At 57.6% G+C, this 24,006-nt stretch carries 22 protein-coding genes and 1 pseudogene; 6 read left to right on the forward strand and 17 right to left on the reverse strand.

Going from position 1 to position 24,006, the window contains the following annotated elements; genetic code table 11:
• Nucleotides 1–70: 70 nt before the first annotated feature.
• The 4 genes from HV782_RS14330 to HV782_RS14345 all read right to left on the reverse strand — a co-directional run bounded on the left by HV782_RS14330 (nucleotide 71) and on the right by HV782_RS14345 (nucleotide 5,913).
• A complete protein-coding gene (locus tag HV782_RS14330) occupies nucleotides 71–547 on the reverse strand; it encodes a hypothetical protein (protein ID WP_186745963.1) in 477 nt (158 codons plus the stop codon).
• 271 nt (nucleotides 548–818) lie between these two features.
• Nucleotides 819–1,460, reverse strand: coding sequence for a DUF1345 domain-containing protein (locus tag HV782_RS14335; RefSeq protein ID WP_128614390.1), 642 nt, complete (start codon nucleotides 1,458–1,460; stop codon nucleotides 819–821).
• A gap of 181 nt (nucleotides 1,461–1,641) precedes the next feature.
• The gene (locus HV782_RS14340) at nucleotides 1,642–4,740 is read right to left on the reverse strand and encodes a multidrug efflux RND transporter permease subunit (protein ID WP_186745965.1); all 3,099 of its coding nucleotides are present in this window, start codon (nucleotides 4,738–4,740) and stop codon (nucleotides 1,642–1,644) included.
• A 15-nt stretch (nucleotides 4,741–4,755) separates the two neighbouring features.
• Nucleotides 4,756–5,913 carry an efflux RND transporter periplasmic adaptor subunit gene (locus HV782_RS14345; protein WP_123468448.1) on the reverse strand — a complete coding sequence of 386 codons (1,158 nt, stop codon included), beginning with the start codon at nucleotides 5,911–5,913 and terminating at the stop codon, nucleotides 4,756–4,758.
• A 294-nt stretch (nucleotides 5,914–6,207) separates the two neighbouring features.
• Between HV782_RS14345 and HV782_RS14350 the strand changes: the two genes are divergently transcribed.
• Together HV782_RS14350 and HV782_RS14355 are read left to right on the forward strand one after the other, a co-directional pair.
• A complete protein-coding gene (locus HV782_RS14350) occupies nucleotides 6,208–6,909 on the forward strand; it encodes a response regulator (protein ID WP_007912171.1) in 702 nt (233 codons plus the stop codon).
• Nucleotides 6,910–6,913: 4 nt separating this feature from the next.
• Complete coding sequence (locus tag HV782_RS14355; protein ID WP_123468450.1) at nucleotides 6,914–8,215, forward strand: ATP-binding protein; 1,302 nt, start codon at nucleotides 6,914–6,916, stop codon at nucleotides 8,213–8,215.
• A gap of 93 nt (nucleotides 8,216–8,308) precedes the next feature.
• Here HV782_RS14355 and HV782_RS14360 read toward each other — a convergent pair whose 3' ends face one another.
• The 3 genes from HV782_RS14360 to HV782_RS14370 form a co-directional block, all read right to left on the reverse strand.
• Nucleotides 8,309–9,070 (reverse strand): anti-sigma factor family protein, encoded by a 762-nt coding sequence (locus tag HV782_RS14360; protein ID WP_128615259.1) that lies wholly within the window; start codon nucleotides 9,068–9,070, stop codon nucleotides 8,309–8,311.
• Entirely contained in the window at nucleotides 9,070–9,552 is a 483-nt protein-coding gene (locus tag HV782_RS14365; RefSeq protein WP_189655832.1) for a sigma-70 family RNA polymerase sigma factor, read from the reverse strand. Before HV782_RS14365 ends, HV782_RS14360 begins: the two co-directional genes overlap by 1 nt.
• 63 nt (nucleotides 9,553–9,615) lie before the next feature.
• Entirely contained in the window at nucleotides 9,616–10,149 is a 534-nt protein-coding gene (locus HV782_RS14370) for a tetratricopeptide repeat protein (RefSeq protein WP_123468456.1), read from the reverse strand.
• 159 nt (nucleotides 10,150–10,308) lie between these two features.
• On the opposite strand from HV782_RS14370, the gene HV782_RS14375 reads away from it, so the two are divergent.
• Nucleotides 10,309–11,082 carry a class I SAM-dependent methyltransferase gene (locus HV782_RS14375; protein WP_123468458.1) on the forward strand — a complete coding sequence of 258 codons (774 nt, stop codon included), beginning with the start codon at nucleotides 10,309–10,311 and terminating at the stop codon, nucleotides 11,080–11,082.
• 193 nt (nucleotides 11,083–11,275) lie between these two features.
• Here HV782_RS14375 and HV782_RS14380 read toward each other — a convergent pair whose 3' ends face one another.
• Together HV782_RS14380 and HV782_RS14385 are read right to left on the reverse strand one after the other, a co-directional pair.
• Complete coding sequence (locus tag HV782_RS14380; RefSeq protein ID WP_123468460.1) at nucleotides 11,276–11,713, reverse strand: hypothetical protein; 438 nt, start codon at nucleotides 11,711–11,713, stop codon at nucleotides 11,276–11,278.
• A 200-nt stretch (nucleotides 11,714–11,913) separates the two neighbouring features.
• Nucleotides 11,914–12,249, reverse strand: coding sequence for a DUF2834 domain-containing protein (locus HV782_RS14385; protein ID WP_186745967.1), 336 nt, complete (start codon nucleotides 12,247–12,249; stop codon nucleotides 11,914–11,916).
• A 295-nt stretch (nucleotides 12,250–12,544) separates the two neighbouring features.
• On the opposite strand from HV782_RS14385, the pseudogene ilvA reads away from it, so the two are divergent.
• Nucleotides 12,545–13,525 (forward strand): annotated as a pseudogene (ilvA, locus tag HV782_RS14390) (threonine ammonia-lyase, biosynthetic); the annotation flags it as partial.
• A 30-nt stretch (nucleotides 13,526–13,555) separates the two neighbouring features.
• On the opposite strand, the gene HV782_RS14395 reads toward ilvA, so the two are convergent.
• Together HV782_RS14395 and eco are read right to left on the reverse strand one after the other, a co-directional pair.
• Nucleotides 13,556–13,861 (reverse strand): NIPSNAP family protein, encoded by a 306-nt coding sequence (locus HV782_RS14395; RefSeq protein WP_123468465.1) that lies wholly within the window; start codon nucleotides 13,859–13,861, stop codon nucleotides 13,556–13,558.
• A gap of 21 nt (nucleotides 13,862–13,882) precedes the next feature.
• A complete protein-coding gene (eco, locus tag HV782_RS14400; protein ID WP_128615263.1) occupies nucleotides 13,883–14,368 on the reverse strand; it encodes a serine protease inhibitor ecotin in 486 nt (161 codons plus the stop codon).
• 368 nt (nucleotides 14,369–14,736) lie between these two features.
• Here eco and HV782_RS14405 point away from each other — a divergent pair, with 368 nt between their 5' ends.
• Nucleotides 14,737–15,006, forward strand: a complete 270-nt coding sequence (locus tag HV782_RS14405) for a DUF1652 domain-containing protein (protein ID WP_123468469.1) — start codon at nucleotides 14,737–14,739, stop codon at nucleotides 15,004–15,006.
• Here the strand turns inward: HV782_RS14405 and HV782_RS14410 are convergent.
• On the reverse strand, nucleotides 15,003–15,401 hold the full coding sequence (locus HV782_RS14410) for a hypothetical protein (protein WP_123468471.1): 399 nt from the start codon (nucleotides 15,399–15,401) through the stop codon (nucleotides 15,003–15,005). The genes HV782_RS14405 and HV782_RS14410 overlap by 4 nt on opposite strands.
• 88 nt (nucleotides 15,402–15,489) lie before the next feature.
• Entirely contained in the window at nucleotides 15,490–15,759 is a 270-nt protein-coding gene (locus HV782_RS14415) for a DUF2790 domain-containing protein (protein ID WP_186745969.1), read from the reverse strand.
• Nucleotides 15,760–16,254: 495 nt separating this feature from the next.
• On the opposite strand from HV782_RS14415, the gene HV782_RS14420 reads away from it, so the two are divergent.
• Nucleotides 16,255–16,551 carry a hypothetical protein gene (locus HV782_RS14420; RefSeq protein ID WP_123468475.1) on the forward strand — a complete coding sequence of 99 codons (297 nt, stop codon included), beginning with the start codon at nucleotides 16,255–16,257 and terminating at the stop codon, nucleotides 16,549–16,551.
• 103 nt (nucleotides 16,552–16,654) lie between these two features.
• Here the strand turns inward: HV782_RS14420 and HV782_RS14425 are convergent, their stop codons facing one another.
• Genes HV782_RS14425 through HV782_RS14440 form a run of 4 tightly spaced genes read right to left on the reverse strand, consistent with a single transcriptional unit; the run spans nucleotide 16,655 to nucleotide 23,849 of the window.
• The gene (locus HV782_RS14425; RefSeq protein WP_186745971.1) at nucleotides 16,655–17,629 is read right to left on the reverse strand and encodes a tetratricopeptide repeat protein; all 975 of its coding nucleotides are present in this window, start codon (nucleotides 17,627–17,629) and stop codon (nucleotides 16,655–16,657) included.
• Nucleotides 17,630–17,637: 8 nt separating this feature from the next.
• The gene (locus HV782_RS14430) at nucleotides 17,638–20,907 is read right to left on the reverse strand and encodes an Ntn hydrolase family protein (RefSeq protein WP_186745973.1); all 3,270 of its coding nucleotides are present in this window, start codon (nucleotides 20,905–20,907) and stop codon (nucleotides 17,638–17,640) included.
• Between the two features lie 33 nt (nucleotides 20,908–20,940).
• The gene (locus tag HV782_RS14435) at nucleotides 20,941–21,804 is read right to left on the reverse strand and encodes a DUF4123 domain-containing protein (RefSeq protein ID WP_186745975.1); all 864 of its coding nucleotides are present in this window, start codon (nucleotides 21,802–21,804) and stop codon (nucleotides 20,941–20,943) included.
• Nucleotides 21,795–23,849: a type VI secretion system Vgr family protein gene (locus tag HV782_RS14440; protein WP_186745977.1), complete on the reverse strand. Its 2,055-nt coding sequence runs from the start codon at nucleotides 23,847–23,849 to the stop codon at nucleotides 21,795–21,797. Before HV782_RS14440 ends, HV782_RS14435 begins: the two co-directional genes overlap by 10 nt.
• Nucleotides 23,850–24,006: the final 157 nt, after the last annotated feature.

The raw sequence follows: 24,006 nt of genomic DNA on the forward strand, positions 1-24,006 counted from the left end.
AAAGTGTAAGACCTATTCTGTTTGATGGCGCGGAGCAAAGGGCCTTGGTGAATGCCAAGGCCCTTTTTCATTAGACAAGTGTCGGGCCGGAACGGCTAAGCGCAGTGTCGAAGTGTCCCCTGCACAAATAATGCCCGCTGCCATCAGCTTTATCAATGTCAGCATTGAATGAGCCAGTCAGGGTCATATTTTTGAGGTCCAGTTCGTATTGGATCGTGCCGCTCCTGGCTTTCTGAAGGGTGGGGTTGGTCGGATCTTCATAGTTGTTATAGAACAACGAGACGTTATCGTCTTCGTCAGTGATCTGGCCTATTTCACTCTGAATGTCTTTCTGAATGTCTTTCGAAAATGTGATGGTGAATGTTTTTGCTGAATTGTTACTGCGATCAGCTGCAATCACAACCCAAATGTCACCACGGCCGGGTGTCGACGAACTTCTGAGTTCAGTGAGTGTAGCACTGAAGCTGGAACCGTCTTCGAGGTTTGCACTAAATAGCACTTCCTGGGTTGAAGGCACACAGCGAGCTTTCAAGGCGGCATTGCTCATGATTAAATTCTCCATATTTATCGGCGGAATCCAAGCCTCATCTTTCGATGCGAATCGCGTGGATGCCTTATATAAGGCTAATGTCCCGATTTTGTACACTGTCAGATATGGCAGCTATACAAAGTGCTTTTTTTGTGTTCCGGTTTTTTGATGAGGCTTTTTATTGCAGCCAGTGACTTATAATTCTGGTTTTTATAACCGGAATATAAGAGTCAAATCGAGGGCGATCTGGCGCGGGATCACCGTACTCGTCTGAAGCTTTGTGCAACTGTCAGCCGAACAACCCCGCCGCAATATTGATCGAAAATCCCAGTATCGCCGTATTGAACACAAACCCGATCAGCGATTGTGCCAGCACGATCTTGCGCATCTCCCGCGATGCCACCCCGACATCCGCGGTCTGCACGGCCACGCCAATGGTGAACGAGAAATACAGGAAGTCCCAATAGTTGGGCGTGGTCAGCCCTTCGGCGAAACGCAGGGCGGGCTCTTTGCCGTCCCAGGTGTAATACAACCGCGCGTAATGCACGCAGAAGATCACGCCGATCAGCAGCCATGAGCCGATCACCGTCACGGCGGTGAAGGCGTAATGCAGGAGCTTGCGGTTGGTTTCCAGATCCTTGCTGCCCGCCAGTTCGAACGTGATGGTGGCAAGGCTCGCCAGTGCGGCGATGCACACCACCAACAGCACCAGTCCGGCGTTTTCGTCTTCGACGTCGGCGATGCGTTTGACGTCCGGGGCCTTGGCACGCACGGTCAGCCAGAACATCAGAATCAGGTAAGTCCAGACACCGGCGTTCCAGCCAATGAGGATTTTGCTGACGATGGAGTCGGCGGGTGCCAGCAGGCCGGTGGCGAGGCCGAACAGGGCGGCGGCAGACAGGCGAGGGTGGGTGCGGGCAAGGAAGCGCATGGGGACTCGATGGGCCAGGGTGGTTCAGACACCTTAGCCCAGCGATGGAGGATATGACCACCGGCTCGATTTTATGAAGATCCCTGTGGGAGCGAGCTTGCTCGCGAAGGCGTCCGGTCATCCAACATCAACGTTGAATATAACGACGCTTTCGCGAGCAAGCTCGCTCCCACAATTAAGATCAGTGGGGCTTGGTAAAGCGTTGCACGAGCTTCATGACAACGACGAAGAACACCGGGACGAAGATCACTGCCAATGTGGCGGTGATCATGCCGCCGATGACACCAGTGCCGATCGCTTGCTGGCTCGCCGAGCTGGCACCCGTGGCGATGGCCAGTGGCACCACACCGAGAATGAACGCCAGCGAAGTCATCACAATCGGCCGCAGGCGCAAGCGAGCCGCCTGCAACGTTGCATCGATCAGGTCGTGACCTTCGTCATAAAGGCTCTTGGCGAACTCAATGATCAGGATCGCGTTTTTCGCCGACAGACCGATGATGGTGATCAGCCCGACCTTGAAGAACACGTCGTTGGGCATCCCGCGCAACGTCACCGCCAATACCGCACCGAGCACGCCCAGCGGCACCACCAGCAACACCGAGGTCGGGATCGACCAACTCTCGTACAGCGCTGCCAGGCACAGGAACACGATCAGCAAAGACAGGCCCAACAGAATCGGCGCCTGACTGCCGGACAAACGCTCCTGCAACGACAGCCCCGTCCATTCCTGGCCCAGGCCTTTCGGCCCTTGGGCCACCAGCCGTTCGATTTCCGCCATGGCTTCACCGGTGCTGTGCCCCGGGGCCGGTTCGCCGGAAATCGCAATCGCCGGATAGCCGTTGTAACGGGTCAACTGCGCAGGCCCCTGGGTCCATTTCGCTTGCACGAACGCCGACAGCGGCACCATCTTGCCGTCGTTGTTGCGCACGTGCATTTTCAGCAAGTCGTCGACCTGGCTGCGGCGGTCACCTTCAGCCTGCACCACAACCCGTTGCATCCTGCCCTGGTTGGGGAAGTCATTGACGTAGGAGGAACCCACCGCCGTCGACAGTACGTTGCCGATGTCGGCGAACGACACACCCAACGCATTGGCCTGGCGGCGATCCACTTCCAGCTGGACTTGCGGCGCTTCGGCCAGCGCGCTTTCGCGCACGTTCATCAGCACCGGACTTTTCTCGGCGGCCGCGAGCAATTCAGTGCGCGCCTGCATCAACGTTGCGTGGCCAAGGCCAGCGCGATCTTGCAGGCGGAACTCGAAACCGCTCGATGTACCCAGACCATCCACCGGTGGCGGAAGAACAGCGAACGCGACGGCGTCCTTGATCTGGCTCAGCGCGATGTTGGCGCGATCGGCAATCGAGGCCGCCGAATCATCGTGGCCACGCTCCGACCAGTCCTTGAGGGTGGTGAACGCCAGTGCGGCGTTCTGCCCGCTACCGGAGAAGCTGAAGCCGAGAATCACCGTGCTGTCACCTACGCCCGGTTCCCCGGCGTTGTGCGCCTCGATCTGTTCGACCACCTGCACCGTGCGGTTCTTGCTCGCACCCGGTGGCAGTTGAATGTCGGTGATGGTGTAACCCTGGTCTTCCACCGGCAGGAACGAGGAGGGTAGACGCATGAAGCACAGGCCCAGTCCCACCAGCAGCACGACATAGATCAGCAGAAAACGCCCGCTGCGCTTCAACGCATAACCAACCCAGCTTTGATAGCGGTCAGTCAGGCGTTCGAAGCGGCGGTTGAACCAGCCGAAGAATCCGGATTTCTCGTGATGCTCGCCCTTGGCAACCGGTTTGAGCAGTGTCGCGCACAGTGCCGGTGTCAACGTCAGGGCGAGGAACGCCGAGAACAGGATCGAGGTCGCCATCGACAGCGAGAACTGCTGGTAAATGACCCCGACCGAGCCCTGCATGAACGCCATCGGAATGAATACCGCCACCAGAACGAGGGTGATGCCGATGATCGCGCCGGTGATTTGTGTCATCGCCTTGCGCGTGGCTTCCTTGGGCGACAGGCCCTCGGTGGCCATGATCCGTTCGACGTTCTCCACCACAACGATGGCATCGTCGACCAGAATGCCGATGGCCAGCACCATGCCGAACATGGTCAAAACGTTGATCGAGAAGCCCAGCGCCAGCATGGTCGCGAACGTGCCCATCAGCGCAACCGGTACCACCAGCGTCGGGATCAGCGTGTAGCGAATGTTCTGCAGGAACAGGAACATCACCGCAAACACCAGCAGCATCGCTTCGCCGAGGGTGTAAACCACTTTGGTGATCGAGACTTTGACGAACGGCGAGGTGTCGTACGGGATCTTGTATTCGACCCCGGCGGGGAAGTAGCGCGACAGCTCGTCCATCTTCGCCCGCACCAGCGTCGCGGTGTTCAGCGCGTTGGCCCCCGGCGACAGCTGCACGCCCACCGCGGTGGACGGCTTGCCATTGAGGCGCGTACCGAACTGGTATTCCTGACTGCCGATCTCGACTCGCGCGACGTCACCGACTCGCACCGTAGAGCCGTCCGGGTTGGCCTTGAGCACGATGTCGGCAAATTCTTCCGGTGTCGACAGCTGGCCCTTGACCAGGATAGTGGCGGTGATTTCCTGAGTGGACGGATTGGGCAAGTCGCCGATGCTGCCCGCCGAGACCTGTGCATTCTGCGCGACGATGGCGGCGTTGACGTCAGCCGGGGTCAGGTTGAAACCGATGAGTTTCTGCGGATCGATCCAGATACGCATCGCCCGCTCGGCGCCATACAACTGGGCCTTGCCGACGCCGTCCAGACGCTTGATCTCGTTCATCACGTTACGCGCCAGGTAATCACTGAGCGCCACGTCATCGAGTTTGCCGTCGCTGGAGGTCAGGGTAATCAGCAGGAGAAAACCGGCGGAAACTTTTTCCACCTGCAGACCCTGCTGGTTCACCGCTTGCGGCAGGCGCGACTCCACCACCTTGAGGCGGTTCTGCACATCGACCTGCGCCAGTTCAGGGTTGGTGCCCGGCTGGAACGTGGCTTTGATCGTCGCGCTTCCGAGGCTGCTCTGCGATTCGAAATACAACAGGTGATCGGCACCGTTGAGTTCCTCTTCGATCAGGCTGACCACGCTCTCGTCGACGGTCTGTGCCGAAGCGCCGGGGTACACGGCGTAGATTTCGATCTGTGGCGGCGCGACGTCGGGGTATTGCGCCACCGGCAATTGCGGAATGGCCAGCGCACCGGCCAACAGGATGAACAGGGCGACCACCCAGGCGAATACCGGGCGGTCGATAAAGAACTGCGGCATATAAAAGCGTCCTGCTTACTGACCAGAGGTCTGGGCAAGTGGAAGAGGGGTGTCGTCGATCTGCACTTTTTCGCCGGGGCGGGCGTGCTGCAGGCCTTCGATGACAATGCGGTCACCGGGCTTCAGGCCGCCGGTGACGATCCAGCGATCGTTCTGCACAGCACCCAGTTGCACCGGTTGCTGGGCCACGCGCATTTGCTCGTCGACGGTCAGCACTTGCGCGATCCCGGCGCTGTCACGCTGCACCGCACGTTGCGGCACGGTGATGCCCTGCTGGATCGTTGCCTGTTCCAGGCGCACACGGACGAAACTGCCGGGCAGCAGATCAAGGTCCGGATTGGGGAACTCGCTGCGCAGGATGATCTGGCCGGTGCCCGGGTCGACCGTGATGTCGGCGAACAACAGTTTGCCCGGCAACGGATACAGGCTGCCGTCGTCCTGAATCAATGTGGCTTTGACTTGGTCCTGACCGACCTGCTGCAACTGACCGGAGCGGAAGGCCCGGCGCAGTTCATTGAGCTCGCGAGTCGACTGGGTAACGTCGGCATGAATCGGGTTCAGTTGCTGAATCAGCGCCAGGGGCGTTGTTTCGTTTTGCCCGACCAGCGCGCCTTCGGTAACCAGCGCCCGACCGACCCGCCCGGAAATCGGCGCGGTGACGGTGGCATAACCGAGGTTCAGCTTCGCGCGTTCCACTGCGGCCTTGTTGGCCGCAACATCGGCGGCAGTTTGCCGGGCATTGGCGCGGGCATTGTCGTAGTCCTGACCGCTGATGGCCTTGTCGTCGATCAACTGGGCGTAACGCTGCTCCTGCAATTTCGCCTGGAATGCATTGGCCTCGGCCTTGCGCAGTGCGGCTTCGGCGCTGTCGAGGTCAGCCTTGAAGGGGGCCGGGTCGATACGGAACAGCACATCGCCCTTTTTCACATCGCTGCCTTCGCGGAATGTGCGTTGCAGCACCACACCGGGGACCCGGGCGCGCACTTCGGCAATCCGTGGCGCGGCAATCCGCCCGCTGAGTTCGCTGCTGATCGACAGGGGGTGCGCTGCAATGGTTTCGATGCGCACGGTCGCTGGCGGCGCCTGTTCTTCGGCGTTCGAGGATGAATCACAGGCGCTCAGCGTCAGCGCCATTGCGATCAGGCCGAGCCCGGCCAGCAGATTTTTCGACATGTACAACCCCCAATATTGAAGTCCGCATCCTACGGGCAGACGCCGAGGTTAGCGGTGAAGCTTTGTAGGCGCTGTGTGAAATTGTGTAAGGGTTTTGCTCAGGGACGGGTGAGGGCGTATATCCTTTACGCCTTGAAATTTATTGCGACAGTTGAATCGCCATCGCGGGCAAGCGCGTTCCCACAGGGATTGGTTGTGGACACAGATTTTGTGAGCACCCCGATAACACTGTGGGAGCGGGATTGCCCGTGAAGTGGCCCTTCCGGTCGCCACAGCACTTTTCTGGAACACCCCATGCCCAACATCCTCCTGGTCGAAGACGACACCGCCCTCGCCGAACTGATTTCCAGCTACCTGGAGCGCAACGGCTACTCCGTCAGCGTGATCGGCCGTGGCGACCATGTGCGCGAGCGGGCGCGGGTCAACCCGCCGGATCTGGTGATTCTCGACCTGATGCTGCCGGGCCTCGACGGCCTGCAAGTCTGCCGCCTGTTGCGTGCCGATTCGGCGACGCTGCCGATCCTCATGCTCACCGCCCGCGATGACAGTCACGATCAAGTGCTGGGCCTGGAAATGGGCGCCGACGATTACGTCACCAAGCCATGCGAACCCCGGGTGTTGCTGGCGCGGGTGCGCACCCTGTTGCGCCGCAGCAGCCTTGGCGAACCGCTGACTGCCAACGACCGCATTCTGATGGGCAATCTGTGCATCGACCTGTCCGAGCGCACCGTGACCTGGCGCGATCAGCCGGTCGAGCTGTCGAGTGGCGAATACAATTTGCTGGTGGTGCTGGCGCGGCATGCCGGTGAGGTGCTGAGTCGCGACCAGATCCTGCAACGCCTGCGCGGGATCGAATTCAACGGCACTGACCGTTCGGTCGACGTGGCGATTTCCAAACTGCGGCGCAAGTTCGACGATCACGCCGGCGAAGCGCGCAAGATCAAGACTGTGTGGGGCAAGGGCTACCTGTTCAGCCGTTCCGAATGGGAATGCTGAGCTGATGTTTCGCATCCTGTTTCGCCTGTATCTGGTGACAATCGTCTCCTACAGCGCCGCGATCTACCTGGTGCCGGATCTGGTGGTCATGGCCTTCCGCGAGCGCTTCGTCACCTACAACCTCGACTATTCGCGCGGGCTGCAATCGCTGATCACCCGACAGTTTCACGCGGTGCCACACGATCAGTGGTCGGCGCTGGCGGCGTCGATGGACAAGGACTTCCAGCCGTTGCACATCGTCCTGGCCCGGATCGACGACGCCGGGTTTACCGCCATCGAACAGCAGCGCCTGCGTCGTGGCGAAAACGTGGTGCGCATTGGCGATTGGGGCTGGCGCACGCTGGCCGTCGCGCCGCTGGATGACACCACCGCCGTGCAAATGGTCGTGCCGCCCGACCCGATGGACGTCAATCTGTTGTACTGGAGCATCAACGTCTTGATTGGCGCGACCTTGCTGGCTTGCCTGTTGATGTGGCTGCGCCCGCACTGGCGTGATCTGGAACGTCTCAAAGGCACCGCCGAACGCTTCGGTAAGGGTCATCTGAGCGAGCGCACGAAAATCGCTCCGAGCTCCAACATCGGCAGCCTCGCCAATGTGTTCGACACCATGGCCGGCGACATCGAAAACCTGCTCAACCAGCAGCGCGACTTGCTCAACGCGGTGTCCCACGAACTGCGCACGCCGCTGACCCGTCTGGATTTCGGCCTGGCGCTGGCGCTGTCGGATGACTTGCCGGCGACCAGTCGCGAGCGCTTGCAGGGCCTGGTTGCGCACATTCGCGAGCTCGATGAGCTGGTGCTCGAATTGCTCTCCTACAGCCGCTTGCAGAACCCGGCGCAGTTGCCGGAGCAGGTCGACGTGTCGCTGGACGAGTTCATCGACAGCATTCTGGGCAGTGTCGACGAAGAACTGGAGTCGCCGGAAATCGTCATCGACGTGTTGTTGCACGGGCAACTGGAACGTTTCGCGCTGGATCCGCGCCTGACTGCCCGGGCCATTCAGAACCTGCTGCGCAATGCCATGCGGTACTGCGAGAAGCGCATTCAGGTTGGCGTGCAGGTCAATGCCGAAGGGTGTGAGATCTGGGTGGATGACGACGGCATCGGCATTCCCGACGATGAGCGCGAAAGAATTTTCGAGCCGTTCTATCGCCTGGATCGCAGCCGTGATCGGGCTACCGGCGGGTTTGGCCTGGGCCTGGCGATCAGCCGCCGGGCGCTGGAAGCGCAGGGCGGTACCTTGACGGTTGAAGGTTCGCCACTGGGCGGTGCGCGCTTCAGACTGTGGTTGCCCACCGCCGCCTGAGGCCGCGCGATTGCCCGCGCAGCGGCCAGCAAGGTCGACATCTTTATCGACTGACCTGCCGCCTTCGCGGGCAAGCCCGCTCCCACAAGGGATTTACGCCTGCAAGGCGTGCGAGCGTAACAACATGGCGCGTTGTTCCAACTCGTCAGCTGGATTGCGCCCGATCAACATCCACGCATGCTCACGCTCGGTCCAATACACCACATTCATTTCATGCCGACGCTCATGCGCCAACGGCTGACTGCCGCTGTTCGAACGGGTCACACACAGGGCCAGCGGGCCATGTTTCGCGTCGAGGTAAACGATCTGCGCGATGGGCACGCCGTCATACTCAAGCATTTGCGCCCGTTTGAATTCGGCCGCCGGCAGCTTCAACGCAGCGGGTGACAGGTTCAGGCCAAGACGCGCATCGACCTCGCGCAATTGCGCCCGTTGAGTGGCGTCATCCGTCGCTAGATGATCGAGCGTCTGCGGCACATACAGCGCCATGTAATCGCCCACCAACGCACGCCAGTTGTTTGATTGCGCGGCATGCCAACCGAGAAACAACCGGTCAGCCAGCACGCCGCCGGCCACCAGCGCCGCCGCGGCGCCACCGATAAACCAACGCCGGCTCAAGCCCGGACGCTCCGGCGCAGGAATAGCATCCAGTCGGGCTTGCAGACGATCCAGCGGCGCTTGTTGCGCCAGTTCGTCATAGGCTTTTTTGTAGGGCAGGTTACTGCGCTGGAGCCACTGCACACGCAGACTGAGCAATGGGTCTTCGGCGATGGCGTTGTCGAGTTGCTGGCGATGGTCGCGGTCGAGTTCGTCGTCCAGGTAAGCGACCAGTTGCTCATCCGAAGGTGTGTTCATCAGCGGTCTCCTTCGGTGGATTTCGGCACCGCTTGCAAGGGCGGGTATTCGGCGAGTTTCAGGCGGGCGGTGGCCAGTCGGCTCATCACCGTGCCGATCGGCACCTGCAGAATTTCGGCGACTTCGCGGTAGGACAGGCCTTCGACATAGGCCAGGTACACCGTCTCGCGCTGGGTTTCGGGCAACGCGTCGACACGACGAATCACTTGCGCCGCCATCACGTGGGTCTGCGCGGCGTACTCACCGTCGAATGCCAGTTGACCGTCGGCATCGACCTGGCCCGCGCCTTGACGCACGCGACGGGCGCGCACTTCATTGAGCCAGATCGAATGCAGAATGCTCAGCAGCCAGCGATCCATGCGCGTGCCGGCCACGTACTGAACCGAGCGCTCCAGTGCCCGCACGCACGTCGCTTGCACCAGATCCTCGGCCACATGCCGATTGCGCGACAGCAGCAAACCGTAGCGCCACAGGCGCGCCAGGTGCTGTCCGAGTTCTGCTCTGAAGGCCTGATCGCTGACGATGATTGCGGTCCTTATAAATGCTCAGGTTTTCGATGAGTCGTTGATGGCCTCAGCCAGGTCCTGGTATTCCTCGCAGGCGGTGCCGCAAATCGACTTGATCTGCTGCAACTGCTCTTGCGCCAGGTCGACGCGGCCTTTGATCACATAGGCCTCGCCGAGGTATTCGCGCACTTGCGCATACTGCGGATCGAGTTTTACCGATTGCAGGTAATAACCGATGCCTTCGTCGGTGCGTCCCAGTTTGCGCGTGGCATAACCGCGGTAGTTCAGCGCCTTGGCCGTGTTCGGCTGTTTCAGCGTGTCCAGCAGCGCCAGCGCTTCTTCGTAGCGACCGGCCTTGGCCAGGCGGTAGGCATAATCGGTGCGGTCGGCGTCCGGCAACAGGCTGCTGGTTTGCAGCACGCACTTCTGCGATTTGCTGTCCAGGACCTGGCCTTTGGGGCATTCGGGTTTCTTCACCGGCGCTGCTTCATCACCGCTGGCGAAGGTCAACTGGCTCGACATCGCGGCGACCAGCAGCAACGGGGCGGCGAACATAACGGAACGGATAGTCATGGGCAAGGCTCCACAGAGGGTTATGTTTCACTATGAACACCACAGGGTGAAATTTTATTCATTGCTTTGTCAGTGACTGTTCAAGGCAGGCACAAATTCAAGCGCTATGCTCGTCCGCGTCTGCCGTCGATCCGAAGTTTGACCGTCAGGAGAATTGCCATGAACGATCAGGTCCATCACTCAGCCGCCGCCGGCTATAAAACCGCTGCCGAGACCTACGTCAAAGGACGGCCGGATTATCCGCCGCAAGTCAGTCAATGGTTGAGCGAGACGCTGGGCCTGGACCGGTACCAAACGGTGATCGACCTGGGCGCTGGCACCGGCAAGTTTACCGGTCGGCTGGTGGCGACGGGCGCGCAAGTGATTGCGGTAGAACCGGTGGCGCAGATGCTGGAAAAACTCTCGGAAGCCTGGCCACAGGTATTGGCGGTGAGTGGCACAGCGACCGATTTGCCGTTGCCAGACGCTTGCGTGGATGTGGTGGTCTGCGCGCAGGCGTTTCACTGGTTCGCCAGTGCCGAGGCGCTGACGGAAATCGCCCGGGTTCTCAAACCTGGCGGCAAGTTAGGGCTGATCTGGAATTTGCGCGACACGCAAGTCAGTTGGGTGCCCAAGCTTGATGCGATCGTCAACGCACTCGAAGGCGATACACCGCGCTATTACACCGGCGCCTGGCGCAAGGCGTTTCCACATCCGGTGTTCGGGGCGCTGCAACTGCAGCAGTTTCACCATGGTCATACCGGATCGCCGGAAGACGTGATTGTCAATCGCGTGCGCTCGACCAGTTTCATTGCTGCGCTGCCGGACGCCCAACGGGCAAAAGTCGATGAACAGGTCCGTGCGTTGATCGCTTCGGAACCGCAACTGCGCAACAAGGATGTGGTGACGGTGCCTTACGAAACCGCGGCGTTCGTGGCGGTAAAACAAAAATAAGTGCGCCCGATCTCCTGCACTGGCATTCGCTCGGGAAGGTGGGGGCATCCGCAGGATTAACACTTCTATCACGAGTGCAAACTGCAAATAATCCAAGCCCTTGATTGGCCCCTGGCACGCCAGGAGACAATTATCGTCTCCTGGCCTCAAGCGGGGACCGCTACAGAACCTCTATACAGCGGTGAAGACTGAGTCAGTTAAAACTGAAGACGCCATTGGTGATATTGACTGACTTAGCGTTACCTTTGCCCTCGAACAATACGGTTCCTTCCAATCGTTTATCGCCAGTCGATGGCACAACTGTCAGCGTCATCTGGCCTGAAACAGATACATAAGCCTCAGCCTGGTTGCCCTCACGAACGAGGCTATAAACTGCTCGAACCTTGCCATCTGCGATCATCGGATAAGTTCCGGCTTCCACGCCCTTATTGACGAACACACTCAGATTTATGCTTTTTAATTGCGGGTCCACATCTGATTTGACGAGCTGGGTACTAAAACCTTGCCAATAATACCTCGACTCGTCACCTCGTTCGACGAGGTCCATGGTATCGGTATCCGCGTTGTACAGAGGGCGCGCACCGCCGCTCACATCCGCAGAAAACTTATTCTCGGATTTTTGACTGGTCATCGTAATTGCTCCTGATGCATGAACACTGTGGGAATGAATTCCCGGTGAGTGGTCAAACTACTGCATCAAGACGTAGTACATAACTGTCAGAGTTGACAGGTACAAAACGGTTGACGAGAAACTGTACTAGAGAAAAGGCATCGCTCTCTGTAAGAGCGAGCCCTCGCGAAGGCCATCGAATCAGCGCCGAGAAGTCCAGATCAACTTGCTCGGGCCTGCCCAACCGATTGTCTGCGCTCCCTAATCCCGCGCACTACCAGATACAACAACGGCCCGACCGACACAAAAAACGCCGTCAACAGCAAGTACGGCAGCACCGACCAGGCAGACTGTCCGCGAGTACGGGCATCCTTGATCATCCAGATCCCGGCCAACGTCGCCAGCAGATACAAATCAATCACCACCTGAGCGGTGTCAGGCCGTGACATCAGGCTGATGCCGAAATCGATCAGCGATTGTTCAGCCTGGAGCATCACCGAAACGGTGTAACCGGCAAAGGCGAGCAATGCCGTGAGGGGCAGGGCGATAGACAGCATGTATTCGTTCCTTGAAGTGATGAGCTCAATCGCCAGACTATCGCCGCTGCGCAAAATTGGCCATTGACTTGCCAGCAGCGCCCGGGCTAATTTCCAGCCCATGACTTCGACCGTACTGCGCTGCCAGCCAAGCATTATTACCGCCATTCCTTATTTGGCGGGCTAGCGCACGGCTGCAGCACCCAACCCGCCCTAGAGGCGGGTTTTTACTTTCTGTCTCCAGGGTTTCAACAAGGCTCATGCAGGAGCTGCCGGCGGTAGCTCCTGCACAAGCCGGATGAGTCAGGAGACGATAATGAGCGACCAGCAAGCCCTGCTAGAGCACTACGTGAAAAAGATCCTCGCCGCACCGGTGTACGACATTGCCGTGCGCACACCGTTGCAGGCGGCGCCGGCTTTGTCCGAAGCGCTGGGCAACCGCATCCTGCTCAAGCGTGAAGACCTGCAACCGACGTTCTCTTTCAAGATCCGCGGCGCCTACAACAAACTGGTGCAGTTAAGTGATGAGCAGAAGGCGCGCGGGGTGATCACCGCGTCGGCGGGCAATCACGCCCAAGGTGTGGCGCTGGCGGCGCGTGAGTTGGGTATCGCCGCCACCATCGTCATGCCCTCGACAACACCTGAACTCAAGGTGCTGGGCGTGCGCAGTCGCGGTGCCGAAGCGCTGCTGCACGGCGAGAGTTTCCCCTTTGCCCTGGCCCACGCGTTGCAACTGGCCGAGCAGACCGGGCGTACCTTCGTTTCGCCGTTCGATGATCCGGACGTGATAGCCGGACAAGGCACCGTGGCAATGGAAATCCTTCGTCAGCATCAAGGCGAGCTGGACGCGATCTTCGTGCCGGTCGGCGGCGGCGGTTTGATCGCCGGGATCGCGGCATACGTCAAATACCTGCGTCCGTCAGTGCGCATCATCGGCGTCGAATCTGAACACTCAGCATGTCTCAAGGCTGCGTTGGAAGCCGATCACCGTGTGGTGCTGCCCAGCGTTGGAACCTTCGCCGACGGCGTGGCCGTGGCGCAGATTGGCGAATACGGTTTTGAACTGTGCCGTTTCTGCGTGGACGAGGTGATCACTGTCAGTAACGACGACCTGTGTGCCGCAATCAAGAATATCTACGACGATACCCGCTCGATCACCGAACCTTCCGGCGCGTTGGCGGTTGCCGGGATCAAGCGCTACGTGGCGCGCACCGGCGCTCGTGATCAGACCTTCGTTGCGATCGACTCGGGGGCCAATATCAATTTCGACAGCCTGCGCCACGTCGCCGAGCGCGCTGCTGCATGCAGCGTCCCGGCATAAGGGGGGTTACGGTAGCAACGGGCGCAGAAAGCTGCGCTCGTAACTGACGATGAATTTTTTCTCGACCAGATTGGCCACCAGCGCGGTGCTTTCCGCGTCGGTCAATGCGATATGCCGATAGCTTTCGTAATCCGCCAGCGACGGAAAACTGAACAGGCAATAGGCGATATTGCTCGCGCCCTCGGAGGGCAGGAAGTAGCCGTGGTGCGTGCCGCCCAATCGCTCGACAATGCCGAGCCAGGCTTTTGCGTACGCTTCGAACTCGGCCAACTGGTAAGGATCGATGACATATCTGACATGGCAGGTAATCACGCAGGACGCTCCTTGTTCCGGTTATTCCCGAAGAGCTGTGCCGACTTTATCCGACGCCGACCAGACGCGATAACGCACTTCGACGTCCGCCGGCGCGTAAACCACCACGGGCAGTTTGCTGTTGTAGCGCAGCATGAAACCATCGCCGACGACCGGCACGAACGCACGTTTCTTCTGGCTGCCGGGCGGGCAGGCCATCATCGTGCTCATCGGACCGATGACTTTTTCCAGACGATAGAAGGGATAACCCCAGCCTTCAAGATTCTTCTCATCCAGAACCCCGCCCAGGCGCTGGCGGTTGCAGTCGACCTCCAGGGTTTTGCCGGCAAGGATCTCGACCTGGAAGTTTTCTTCCTGATCCTGCTTCGGCAGGTAAATGACCTGACGGGTGAACCCGGCCTCGGCCTTGGGGTACGGCGCGACGTCTTCGAGTTTCGCTGCTTGGGCGGAGGTGGAAAGGCTGGCGATGATCAGCCCGGCGGTCGCGTAAGTGCGTAAAGAACCCATAGAAGCCTCCATGCGGGTGTAGGGTAGATAGCGGGCATTCTCACTGTCATCGGCGATGAATGCAAACCGGCGTCGACGTGCAAATTGCGGTGCCCGTGGAGGCATTTCTTGCATTTTGCAATTGGCAAAATACTGGCCACGTCGCCAAGTGCTTGATTCTGCAAGGGTCGAAACGATCCGATGGAAGGCACGTTTTATGCGTCTTTACAGTGCGGCGCACCGGATTTGGGCGCCTACACTCCAATGGGCATTTCGCAGTACCGCCGCGTGCCACACCCAGGGAAACAGCGGGGACACACCCGTGCAGGGTCAGCAACGGTCAGCGTGAATACTTGATTGGCATCTCACAGTAAGGAGAGGGTTTCGCCATGTTTCTGTCTGCCTTGGAACTACGCAACATCATTGAAAGCAGTTTTCTGCCGAAACGCTGCCAGTGCACGCTGTCGCCGGACTTGTCGATGACCGTCAAGGTGTTCGGCGATCACCAGACCGATCAGGTCGATTTGCTGGTGAGCGGCATTGATGCCAGCCACCTCAATGGCTGTCGCGAAATCAACGAACTGATCGCCGGGCTGCGTTCGGATCTGAGCAAGCAAATTGCACCACATCACTACAGTCCACGATCCAGAGCCATCTAACGCACCGTTTCACCCAGTTCGACCGTCACGCGCCGGGCCTGCACGAAACCAAGGCCCAGCGCGAACTCGACCAGCACCGCGAGCAGAATCCCGGGGCCGGCATGGCCGTTGAGCCATTCAGTAAACCCCAGCACCGCCAAACCTAAACACCCAACGATGAACCCGTTGCTCAGCGCATTGCGCCCCAACGACGGCGGTGCCGTGCGCACCAGATAAAACATCACTCCCAGCGCCGCAAACAGCACCGCACCGCGTCGCGCGACAAACCCGGCGCCTTCGGAATATTCAATACTCCAGGTCGCCAGCAGGATATCCGGGAAAAAGCCCCAGACCAGCGCCAGCAGAAAACACAAAGAGGAGGTGATGCTCGACAACGTGCGAAACGACAACTGCATGGCCAATCCTTGCGGCAGTGAGGAGGCCCCGAGCATAACCCTCGAAACACCCCACGCCTACCGCAAACCGGCAAATCAGACGTTTCTGTCAGTTCTGGAAGTTGCACGCGTCGGATAATTTCCGGTAGCTGATCTCCTCGGGCTTACCGGCGTTGTCAATGTACTTCATGTCTGCCGTAACCACTTTGCACAGCGGCGTTGACGGTTCGGTCAACGACACCACCTTGGCCACCTGCAGTGGCATGCCGTACTCATACGGCACGGCTTTGGAGGTGGCGGAGGTGTCATTGGCCTGGGCCAGCCCGGTAAACGCGGTGCAGGCGAGGGCGGCGGTGAGCAATAAAGGACGAATGTTCATGAAAGGACTCCCGAGTGGCGGTTCTAGCGTTCGGCGCGATTCATCCGAACCTGCCGCACCGGGCAACAGCCAAAACGGCTGAAGGCGTGCGGTTCAGTAGAGTTTTCGACCACGGCGTTAAGGGATGGTTAACCGGGCTGAACGCCGGCTGTCAGGGAATGGGGTGGTTTTCTGCGGGACGCAGGGCGGATTCCTACAGCGGTGGTTGCCTTGTCTGCTTTCGGCGGTGGGAGCGGGGCGGTTATTGTCTGGTGCCGCTGCAAAATCAGTGGTTCGGGTTTGGTCACCTGAGAAAAGTTCATTGCATATGTGCCATCATTTGCCCCGCGCGGATCTCTTGGTCCGTGAAGTGCATTGCCGTGGCGGCTGTGTGCAGGACGCCTTCGGGCGAGCTGAGTTTGAACTGTTCTCGGTTGACCAAGCCTGTACACGGCCGCCTCCCACCGTTTGGTCACGGCTATGGCGGTTACCTTCTAATACAGTTGAGTAATCAAGATGCCAATTATTAAACCGCTGCTAAATCGCTATCTACCCCTCAGCAGCAACGTCACTGAAACCCCGACGCTGATCATCGACACCCAAGCCAACCCGAAAGACATCCTCGAAGCAGCCGTCCAGCGCGTCCGCGCTTCCGCCGACCTGCTCGAAACCCTGCATTGCCTGTGCTTCAAGCACGCCGACGTGCAGGACATCCCACACATCACCCATGCGCTTTACCTGCTGACACAGGATGGCAATGACTTGCTGCAGGTGGCACAGCAGCAGATGTTGAGTTGGAAGGCGCCGGTTTGATGTGTTGAATGAAAACGGGAGTAGGACGGCGTTGAGTCTAACTCCACGCTATCTACTGCTCCCGTTTGTATGACTCTGGTACCATCGTTTTTGAATAAAACAATCAACGACTAAGTTTGTCAGGAAAGAAAGAGAGAGGAGGGTGCGACGCAGCCCACTCTTGAGAAAACTTTTTGGCCGCTTCAATCTGTTCAGCTGTCATCTTCGCTTCAATTTTTGGTAGCTTACTCTCCACTCTTTCTTGTAAACCCCCACCGCCGTCTAGCTCCTTCAAGGTGTAAATGAGCGCATAACCTTTAACGACATCGAATGGAAATCCATACGTGTCTGGCTCATGAGCAAGATCAGAGCCGTAACCATAAACCGTTGTGGCGTAACTTGCTAAAGCTGCTTGCTCATTCCAATGACGGAACCCTTCAATATCACCTTTTTCATAAAGAAGGGCTCCGTATTCCATCATGGAAGGCGGGTAACCACCCTCAGCTGAAGCTTTGAATAGGTTTTCAACAACTTCCGAGCGTTTCCATGGAAGGAAAAAACCGTCCCCCTGATGGTAGCTTCTAGCTAACAAATACTGTGAAATTTGGTGATTTTTTGCAGCTGCTTTTTCTAGCCAAGTTGTATCGAGTGTCAATTCATACATGATGTACATGGCTTCTGCATTTCCATCTTCGGCTTTAGGCTGAGCGATGCTAGATGCTTGATTCAACCAGTCTGATGGTTTCTTTTCTGTGGCGGGGCAGTCTTCTGATAATTTACACAAATCATTTTTTATTCGTCCAAGCTGGATCATTGCATAAAGATCCCCTTGGGTAGCTGCCATTTCATACCACTTTTTAGCTTCAGGATTCATATAGCTATTTTTTTGTCGCAATGACTCAGCTAAATAATATTGTGCCTCATGGTCTCCAGCCTCTGCCGCTATTCTCAGTAGCGGGGTTGCAGAAACGGCTTTGAATTGATTGTAAAGAATTATTCCTTGTTGCTTTGCGTGCAACTGCTCAGCATTCAGTTCGGCGCTTGCTTGGTTGGCGCTGATGAGCAGTAGTGCGGCTGAAAATAATACTAAGAGGCGCATGTTTTTTCTCAAATATTACCCGTTGGAGCTATAAATTTGGCTGTCCCAGACGGCATGTAAGTTCTACCAAAATATTGGGATCTTTGGCATTGTCCATCTTTTTTCGCACCTAGCACCTGTACGTGAGCCAGGTAATCGGCGCGCATATCATCACCGGAACGATTTGTTAGGCGGAGTACAGGCTCTGCCATGAAATTGTCAAGTGCAAGCCTGCTCTCGCAATACAATTGTCCTGCGTTCGCTGGTTTTATTCCGAATTTGTTCATCGACATACATATGTCTTCAAACTGATTTTGTGCTTTATCAATGGTGTTGTCTTTCTGTGCACGCTTCAGGATCCAAGACAAAATCTTCTCAATGGCTTGCTGTTGCAGTAAATGTGATTCTTGGTCGCTGTATTTAATCGTGTCGTCTTTTTCTGCTGTTTTTCCTGTGGGTCTGGAGGTGGTCACGGAAAAATCACTTGGAGGGCTGATCAGCGTTAGAAGGAGAGGGCCTAATGCTCCGGGAATAGCATTTATGCACCATTCCTCTAGTTCGATTTGATTCTCATAAGACATGATGGTTTGTGCTATCGCACCGCCCTTACCCGTTGCAGTCAAGCTTTCATACAGCGTCATCACCGCATCAGCACCCATGAGATAAATCATGCGGATATCAAAGCCACCAATGGCCAGAGTATTTAATTTCGAAAGGTACGCGTAGGTTTCATTTTCAATAACAAAGTACGGGTTCTGTTTGTTTTTATAAAGTTCTCTACGGAACATGTTAAGCAATTCAGTTACGGCGTCGTAGCCCACTTCGAACTTGAAGGAGCCTCCTACGCCGGGGCCGGCTATCAATGCGGCTTTGAGCACCAGAATCAGACGGCCCTCGTGCAAGGAAATACTGGCTTCAGCCCTCGCACCGAGACCGGCTGCGGCATTGAGCTCCACAGTCAAGCGCGCAAGGCTGAACCATTCGCTGGATTTCATTCCGGCAGCTTTTCCAGCAACAGGCGCTTTGGTTAGCAAGGCTACTTCGGAGGGTGGAGCCCAGTTTAGCGCTCCGGTGACCATGATCCCGGTTTGCAGGCCTGCGAACAGATTGAATGCGGCTTTTGCGCCATCCTGTATCTGTAGCGTTTCAGGAGCTCTTTTAATTTGGCCACTTTTTTCAGTTCTCGCGTAGCTGCGCTTATCGGGGTTGCGCACAACCGGTTCCGGAGGCGCTAAATGGAAGCCAGCGTTGCTGACATCCAATGCAATTTCCGAGGAAAGCAGCAACGATGCTCCGGCGTAGCCCCAAGCCTTCGCGCCTAGATAGAGCGAAAAACGTCCGAGGTTCATCTTTTGCTGTATGTCTTCGGCATTTCGGTAGGTGATGACGATATCTTTAGCGCTGGCACGGTCTGGTAAGTCGACTTTAAAGAGTTCGACCTCACCTCTGGCAAGATCAACGGCAAACGTAGCCTTAGCCGAGGCTTGGAACCCTTCGGCCAGTGTCCAGTCTGGCCCCTCTACTTTAGTCGACGAATGGATGGTCTCCGTGGTGGAGGGCATCAGGCAACGAACCAACTGGGCCTGCGGTGTGATGTCGAAAATGCGGAAGGTCTTGCGGACGTTGTCCTTGAACAACACCTGTTGCAATCGGTCTCCCCATTCTTTACGCGTACCAGCGTTCTCCAGCGCAGTGACCTTGTACTTTTTGCTTTCAAGATAGGCATTGAATTTTTCGATTTCGAACCAGCCTTCGGAGGAGAACCAATCGCTTTCCTGATCCTTGATTCTTAAAGCGCCTTCGTCTTTCAGCCACTGTCCGAACAAGCTCAGCTCGGTGTCGGTCGTTGCTTTTCCATCGCTATTGCCCGGACGCTTCGCCAGATCTTTGACCTTGGCGCCAACTTTCTTCCAGTCATCTTTAACGGTCTGTTTGATTCGTGGCAGCGAATACATGCTGAGATAGGTCAGTGGTTTTTTCAGGCTGTCCGCCATGCTCATCTCGGCCAGCGGGAAACCGTTCTTGATCAAGCGCTCTTCAGGTCTTGCCTGAAATTGTTCTGGCTCCCACAACAGATGACGGCGAACAGTCGCCGTTTCCACATTGCTTTCAGCCTGGAGACGTAGAGTTTCCTTTGATGCTTGCAGGCGATCCCAGGCGGCACGCTCATTGGTGACAAGGTTGGTGGGCGCCTTGGCTTGTCGTCCACTTGCCTCAATCCAGCTTTTGTATTTGGTGCTGAGGCGTTCATTGACCTCTTTTTGCTCTTTCTCAAGCGCCAGATACTGCTTGAACAAGTCGACGCCACCTTCGACCGCTCCACCCTCGGGAATCAGTGCGAACTCAGGCAAGGCTATTCCGTACTGAGCAACATCGGTGATGGCATCCAGATAAGCGTTATAAGTCGCTTTCCTTTCCTTGCGTTTGATTTCCTGATCACGCACATATGTGCACAGCATCAACTGATTATTGGTGCCGCACATCGCAATCTCGTCTATCCGCTTTTTGTCCTGGGCGAGCATCGGGGCGATTTCTGCGGATGTTAACGTGGTGAGATCCTTGTCTTCTAACAGCGCTTCTCGTGCTTTCAGATATTTTTGAACGGCTTCACGAGCGGCGATGGCTTTCGGCGCATAAAGGTTGCCGCTTTCGTATGCGTACCCTTTTTCCTTTGCGGCGGCAATGGCGGTGCGCTTGAGCTTTTTCCATTCACTGTGCATGCCGTGCACGCGAGTAGCGTCGTCACGGGCGGACATCAATTCGTTTCTTTTGATCTGATCCTGTTCGAGGCGCGTGAGAGGCGTTGCAGCTGCTTCTGCTTCTGGTGCTGCGGTTTTCCTGCTCTGTTGCGCTTCAAGCAGGGCCGCGTCCAGATTGCTTATGTTGGGATGTTGAGCTTCGATCTCCAGCATCCGGGATTTTTCGTCACCCTCAAGAAAGTTTGCCAGCTTGGGTTCGAGGAAATACTCGAGAAGACCGGATTCGTAGAGCCCTTTTTTGCGTTCTTCGGGTGATTTACTTGAGCTGACTTTTTGTTCCAGATCGCTGGAAGCTTCTTTCAGTGCCGAGCTCGTCCGCTCCGGCAGCAGCCAGAATGATTCATTCTCAGTGTCGTAAATGGCGCTGCCATAAACGGTGGAACAGGGCGTTTTCACTTTATCGTGATCGCCAGGCGTGTCTTCCGGCGCTTCGGGTTGTTCACCGATATCCCGAGGTGGTTTTGCACAAGTTTCATCGGCAACTATTGATGTTGCAGGTGCCGACTCGGTGTTAGGTGCTGCGCTGGTGTTCTGTTCCATTTCGCTTCCATTCATTCTTTACGGACGGGTTCATCAAGAAGCGCTGGTAAACAGTTGCTGCAACTGCTGCACTTTGATGAACGACTCTTCCCTGGATTGCAGGATGGCCATTGCCTGAGGTTGCGTTTCGAGCAGCGGGCCATTGGTGATTTGGCCCAGTTTCAGTAAATGACGACCTTCGTAAATGTTGTGGGCAACCAGCACGTTGAGGTTTTCCACGAGGTTGGGCAGTTGTTCGTCGGAGGGTTCACCGTAGGCAGCGTATTGCTCGTCTGCCCAGTAAACCCAACCCAGATGCTCCTGAACCTTTGGCGCTGTTGGCGGCAGGTTGAACGCTGAGACGTCGCCCAGCCATTCAAGTTCCGAAACGGGTCGCCAGCTGAGCCAGCGACCGCGATTGCGCCCGAAGTAGACCGGTGCCGGGCTGTATACGTGTTGCCAAGGACCGAAAAGCTGATGCGAACTTTCACCGGCGGTGTAGGCCAGCGCGGCCCACAGGCTTGGCTTGTGATAACTCAACAGGCTTTGGCCGCCTGAGCCATCGTTGGCACGCAGGAGCCAGCGGGCATGTGCCAGTGCCTTGGCTGGGTCTGCTGTGGAGAGGGCAATGCCGGAGAAATTTTCTTCGCAGAGCTTTGCTGCTTCGGCTGCTAGTCGACTGCCCCAAGGGGCGACCAGCCAGAGAGGGCCTTCAGCGGCGATTTCAGCGAAGTCGGTGTTGAGAAACAGACCTTGGGTGTCTACGGGCTCACCGACACGGTAGAAGCGGCTCATGGCTTCCGGCTGGCGGACGCGATCGATGATGAAACACAGGGTCAGGTCGGAGCTTTCTCTCGGCAGTTCCTCGAACCCATGGCGTGGCGCTTCGAGGAGGGCGCTCAGCGCTTTTACATGCATGTGCAATCCTTACGGCTGCAGGCGCCGTTGCTTTGTTTTCCGCATAACGGCGTGATACCCGACTCGTTCAGGCGTTTGGGAAGCGGGATAAGAACCGTACCAGCCTTATCGGCATCCGCCACTTTCATCGGCCCCGGCAGCAATGGTGCCGCAGGCGTCCCAACCCCAGGCGAGCCGCCGGTATTGATCTTCACTTCCGCGCCGCTGATGGTCACGCCACCCGCGTCGACCTTAACGAAACTCCCGCCAGCCTTGGCCGTGAGTTCCATCGCGCCTTCGACCACCACCTTCTGGCCGGCGTAGTAATGGATTTCCGTCCCAGCCTCAACAAACTGCGCAGTCCCCACCTTCACATGCTGAGTCACCGCAACCGTCAGGTGATCATCCGCACGCATTTCGCTGATTCGATCCAGATGGGTAATCCGGTGCTCTTCAACCTTGAACTCGCTCAGCGTGTTGGCTTCAACGGTGTCATGCCGTTCGTTGCCCACCCGGATCTTCTGGTCGTGCTCGATGTTCTCGTCCCAATCGCGCTGGGCGTGGATGTAGATCTGCTCGACGCCTTTTTTGTCTTCGATGCGGAACTCGTTGTAGCCCTTGCCGCCCGGTGAGCTCAGGGTTTTGAAGGTGCTGCGGGTCTTGTTTGCCGGCAGGTCGTAGGGGACGACGTTTTCCTTGTGGTACAGGCAGCCGGTCACCAGCGGTTGATCGGGGTCGCCCTCGAGGAAGGTGACGAGGACTTCCATGCCGATACGCGGAATGGCGATGCCGCCATAGGCTGCGCCGGCCCAGCCGCTGGCGACGCGCATCCAGCAGGTGGTTTTGTCGTTGGCCTGGCCGTCGCGGTCCCAGTGGAATTGCACCTTGATGCGGCCGTATTGGTCGCAGTGAATCTCTTCGCCTGCCGGGCCGGTGACGACGGCGGTCTGGCTGCCGAGGACTTTTGGTTTGGGGTGTTCAAGGGCAGGGCGGTAGTGCGCATCCCACGGGGTGGCGACGAAGCTGTTGCGGTAGCCCTGATGGAAATCGCTTTTGTTGTCGGTGACGTCGCTGGTGACGTTTTCGCCAAGCACCTGCGGCTGTTTGCCTTCATGGAAGACTTCCAGCAGCAGCCACAGGTCGTTCCATTCGGCGCGCGGGTGTTCGGCGAGGGTGAGGAAATGGCCGCTGGTCAGGGTCGGTTCGTCACCTTTGCCTTCGGCGAGTTTGTAGTCGCTGCGATGGCGTTCCAGTGCACGGGTGGAAAGGAACTTGCCGCGCTCGCGGGTGGTGAAGCGGCCGGGGTAGTCGTAGTCCTCCAAGTCCGGGGCGAACTCGGACTTGACCGCGCCTTCGGGCAGGATCTTCGGTTTTTCAAAGTCGTAATCGCTGCGGCTGACGCGGGTGGTGCGGGTTTCCAGGCGCAGGTTGAAGCGCTTGATCACGGGTTTGTCGGCAGCCATGCCGGAGTCTTGCTGGTAGCTCACCGGTTTGAGTTTGCGGAACACGGTCTGATCGTCGCCGAACACCAGCTTGTGCCCGCTGCTGCTGTGCTGGAAGTGGAAGTGAATGCCTTCCTCTTCACACAAACGCTGGATGAAATGCAGGTCGGATTCGTCGTACTGCACGCAGTACTCGCGTTCCGGGTACTCGGCGCCGAGCTGGAAGCTGTAGGCGTCGGCGAGAATGCCGCGATCTTCCAGCACCTGGCCGATGATCTTCGGAACGGTGAGGTTCTGGAAAATCTGCTGATCATGGTTGTGCTGCAGGTAGGCCAGTTGCGGCACCAGGCTGATGCTGTAGCGGGTCAGGGTCTTGCCGGAGTCGCCTTGCTCGATGCGATAGACCAGACCGTGGATCTTGCCTTCGCCGGTAGGGCCGAAGGTCAGGACGCCGGGCTTGTGCAGCAGTTCTTCGAGTTTGAGGTCGGGGCGGGCGCTGACGAGTTCGAGGTCGAAACGGAACGGTTCGTTGAGGGCTTCGCGACCGGTGAAGCTGAGGACTTGCAGGTCGGTGTTGGCGCCTTCAAGCGTGAGGGTAATGTGGGTTGCGTTGGCGTCCAGCATGCCTTGAATTCCGTCCGTTGAATAAGCAGGGGACAGATGGTGCAGGATTAAATCGCCTCATTCAAGGCGCAAATGCCGTAGGGGCGGGGTGTTCATGGCATAGGGAAAACCCTTACATAAAGCCTTTGGCCTAATGAATACACGTGCTTCAGGCGAG

It is taken from the genome of Pseudomonas monsensis, assembly GCF_014268495.2.
Classification (GTDB): domain Bacteria; phylum Pseudomonadota; class Gammaproteobacteria; order Pseudomonadales; family Pseudomonadaceae; genus Aquipseudomonas; species Aquipseudomonas monsensis.

Excerpts from the sequence above, each read along its gene's own strand:
- HV782_RS14405 (WP_123468469.1), top strand. The coding sequence starts at position 14,737 with ATGTTTCTGTCTGCCTTGGAACTACGCAACATCATTGAAAGCAGTTTT.
- HV782_RS14415 (WP_186745969.1), bottom strand. The coding sequence starts at position 15,759 with ATGAACATTCGTCCTTTATTGCTCACCGCCGCCCTCGCCTGCACCGCG.
- HV782_RS14410 (WP_123468471.1), bottom strand. The coding sequence starts at position 15,401 with ATGCAGTTGTCGTTTCGCACGTTGTCGAGCATCACCTCCTCTTTGTGT.
- HV782_RS14385 (WP_186745967.1), bottom strand. The coding sequence starts at position 12,249 with ATGCTGTCTATCGCCCTGCCCCTCACGGCATTGCTCGCCTTTGCCGGT.
- HV782_RS14335 (WP_128614390.1), bottom strand. The coding sequence starts at position 1,460 with ATGCGCTTCCTTGCCCGCACCCACCCTCGCCTGTCTGCCGCCGCCCTG.
- eco (WP_128615263.1), bottom strand. The coding sequence starts at position 14,368 with ATGGGTTCTTTACGCACTTACGCGACCGCCGGGCTGATCATCGCCAGC.
- HV782_RS14370 (WP_123468456.1), bottom strand. The coding sequence starts at position 10,149 with ATGACTATCCGTTCCGTTATGTTCGCCGCCCCGTTGCTGCTGGTCGCC.
- HV782_RS14330 (WP_186745963.1), bottom strand. The coding sequence starts at position 547 with ATGAGCAATGCCGCCTTGAAAGCTCGCTGTGTGCCTTCAACCCAGGAA.
- HV782_RS14355 (WP_123468450.1), top strand. The coding sequence starts at position 6,914 with ATGTTTCGCATCCTGTTTCGCCTGTATCTGGTGACAATCGTCTCCTAC.
- HV782_RS14435 (WP_186745975.1), bottom strand. The coding sequence starts at position 21,804 with ATGCATGTAAAAGCGCTGAGCGCCCTCCTCGAAGCGCCACGCCATGGG.
- HV782_RS14340 (WP_186745965.1), bottom strand. The coding sequence starts at position 4,740 with ATGCCGCAGTTCTTTATCGACCGCCCGGTATTCGCCTGGGTGGTCGCC.
- HV782_RS14345 (WP_123468448.1), bottom strand. The coding sequence starts at position 5,913 with ATGTCGAAAAATCTGCTGGCCGGGCTCGGCCTGATCGCAATGGCGCTG.
- HV782_RS14425 (WP_186745971.1), bottom strand. The coding sequence starts at position 17,629 with ATGCGCCTCTTAGTATTATTTTCAGCCGCACTACTGCTCATCAGCGCC.
- HV782_RS14420 (WP_123468475.1), top strand. The coding sequence starts at position 16,255 with ATGCCAATTATTAAACCGCTGCTAAATCGCTATCTACCCCTCAGCAGC.
- HV782_RS14440 (WP_186745977.1), bottom strand. The coding sequence starts at position 23,849 with ATGCTGGACGCCAACGCAACCCACATTACCCTCACGCTTGAAGGCGCC.
- HV782_RS14430 (WP_186745973.1), bottom strand. The coding sequence starts at position 20,907 with ATGGAACAGAACACCAGCGCAGCACCTAACACCGAGTCGGCACCTGCA.
- HV782_RS14360 (WP_128615259.1), bottom strand. The coding sequence starts at position 9,070 with ATGAACACACCTTCGGATGAGCAACTGGTCGCTTACCTGGACGACGAA.
- HV782_RS14375 (WP_123468458.1), top strand. The coding sequence starts at position 10,309 with ATGAACGATCAGGTCCATCACTCAGCCGCCGCCGGCTATAAAACCGCT.
- HV782_RS14350 (WP_007912171.1), top strand. The coding sequence starts at position 6,208 with ATGCCCAACATCCTCCTGGTCGAAGACGACACCGCCCTCGCCGAACTG.
- HV782_RS14380 (WP_123468460.1), bottom strand. The coding sequence starts at position 11,713 with ATGACCAGTCAAAAATCCGAGAATAAGTTTTCTGCGGATGTGAGCGGC.